The following is a 2370-nucleotide window of genomic DNA, read 5'->3' on the forward strand; positions in this document are numbered from 1 at the left end:
CTTTATGCTTCATTTAAATCACCTCTTAATCTACGAATTCTTATACAATATAGCTGTTAATAACTTGATTCGCGAATTACCACTTACTACTTGAATTCAATCAGATAGTAAAGTTACTCACTTATCTTGCCAAAAGAATAAATTATCTTTCATGCTTAATTTTTCTACGAGAATATCTTTACAAACTATATTCATTGTCATGATTGAGACATCTATGGAACAGGCAATAAATGCTTCATCTGCTTCATTTTTTTTAAAAGAAATATCTTGTCCGTGGTATCCCAGTCACTTTCTGAAAAAGTAAATGTGATATCACCACATATTTCATCAAAAAAAGGGTTATAATCTACTAACTTAACAAGATTTTGACAAATATAATCACCTGTATACTCCTTCTCTTTCATAAAAAAATTTAGTTTATTTTAAGCACTTCTATAAATTCTGATGGAATACCATCTGCTAACCATACGTTTTCATTTCCCAAATAAAACTTTATTCCCTTTTCTCTAGCACTTACTGTATCAATCACTAAAATAATCGGTTTTTTTTCTTTTCTTTTCCCTATTAAGTTAGCTGTCCCTATGTCTTCAGATAAATGAACATATTGTCGAGACATAGGAGATAAACCATTTTTTTCAATTTCAGATAGGAAATTATGTGCAGTTCCATGATATAGAAATTTAGCAGGGATAGCTTCTTCTTTTACTATTTTCATTGGAACAGAGTGTCCGTATAATGCTCGAATCCTATCCTCTTTGATCTCATGTCTCTTTTTTTCTGATTTATCAATCATTACTTTTAAATCATTAAATTCAACATTTTGCCATTCGCTAGCCTTATGAAAGGCTTGTAATAATTGGTCAATAGGCACCCAACCATTTTCATCTAGTTCTAACTCATATTCCCACGGAGCATGGCGCAATGCATAAGAAGCTGCCTTACTCAACTCTGTATAGTCTATTTCATCAGACAATTTCTTCCTCCCGATTGTATTCAACCATGGTCTCAACAGCCGATTTCACCCATTCCCATAAATCCTCAAATTCACCTCTTTGTTCAAAACCTTCTGTCGCGAAATCATGGATTAATTGAATTTTATTTTTTTTACCAACCTCAAAACAAGCAGTATCATCATTATCAGCCCTTTTAGCAAACGGAATTAACTTCCGATTAGGATACCTCTCTTGCATGCCACTAAAAATACTTGTAGCTTGTTCTTTTCCCATCAAAAACCATATATCAAAATTTACTAAGCCTAAATCTATTAGTTTTTCATATGACTCCGGATATTCAAAATTAATTTCATCTATATAAAAATTACTCAAATTAACCACCTATTCTTTCTATTTCATTCTTTCTATTTCATTTTTTCTAAATCAAATGATCCCATTGGGGTGTTATTTCTAAAATCAGCTTTCTGTTTTCCAATCCTCAAATCCGTAGCTTCTCCCCATGTTTTAGGAATTCCTTTTGGTGTTGTAAACCTTGCAACCATATCTTTGGGTAAAAGGTCATCGTAATTTCTGACCGTTGCTTGAATGTCTATTCCAACCTTTCTAGCTGCTGCAACTCTCGTATTATCAAGAGTCGTTAAATTACCATCAGGCATCCTTACAACATCAATTGGATCACCTTTCCAACCATTTGCTCTCATGCTAGCAATAATATCATCAGAACCATTTACAGAAGTTTGACTGAACCTAATTTTCGAAGGATTTATTCCTTTTATATTTTTTTCAGCCCCACCAGTTTTCTGAGCACTATTCCCTACTACAGATTTTCCAGAACTACTTGATGTCTTACCAGCCGCTCCTTGTTGACTTTTTATTCCTGCATAAGATAAAACAGATCCACCAACAAAGTTATTTACCATATTTTCAGTGACTGTACCGGAATCTAAGGTAAAACCAGACCCATCTGGCTTCTCGTAAATGCCATAAGCCTCCATTTGCTTCTTGCCAATCGCTGCCAACTTTTCTGTATTTCTAGAGTTCTTGGCATCATCCTTTGATTTGTCATTAGATGTGCAGAAGTTAGTGAGCATTTTCAGGACTGCATCACCAAAGTTCCTAAAGAAGTTCTTGCCCTCTTTAGTCTTAGGCTTACCTTTATTACCTGTCGCTTTGGTATATTCATTACTAATTCGCAGCTGTCTTTGAGCTGTTCGGATGGCTTGTTGCTGGGCTGCGCTCACATAGATAGCACTACCACCATAGCCTCTGGAAATCGGATTATAGCCACTAGAGCCGCCGTTCCAATTGCTAGATGCCCCGCTTGCTTGTCGTGAGTTACCACCGCCTGACAAGTAACGCTTGACAGTATTGACCGTATTACCGACAGAATTGACCACATCGTTAACTCGGTTACCTA

3 protein-coding genes and 1 pseudogene are annotated in these 2370 nt (G+C 35.5%); all 4 read right to left on the reverse strand.

Annotated elements, in window-relative coordinates:
- Positions 1–117: 117 nt before the first annotated feature.
- Positions 118–285, reverse strand: coding sequence for a hypothetical protein (locus RU86_RS12535; RefSeq protein WP_489752607.1), 168 nt, complete (start codon positions 283–285; stop codon positions 118–120).
- Between the two features lie 127 nt (positions 286–412).
- On the reverse strand, positions 413–973 hold the full coding sequence (locus tag RU86_RS11670) for an RNA 2'-phosphotransferase (RefSeq protein WP_096815440.1): 561 nt from the start codon (positions 971–973) through the stop codon (positions 413–415).
- Complete coding sequence (locus RU86_RS11675) at positions 966–1325, reverse strand: hypothetical protein (protein WP_096815441.1); 360 nt, start codon at positions 1323–1325, stop codon at positions 966–968. Before RU86_RS11675 ends, RU86_RS11670 begins: the two co-directional genes overlap by 8 nt.
- Before the next feature lie 32 nt (positions 1326–1357).
- A pseudogene (locus RU86_RS12265) lies at positions 1358–2370 on the reverse strand (hypothetical protein); the annotation flags it as partial.

This window comes from Pseudolactococcus piscium, from assembly GCF_002441695.1.
Lineage (GTDB): Bacteria > Bacillota > Bacilli > Lactobacillales > Streptococcaceae > Pseudolactococcus > Pseudolactococcus piscium.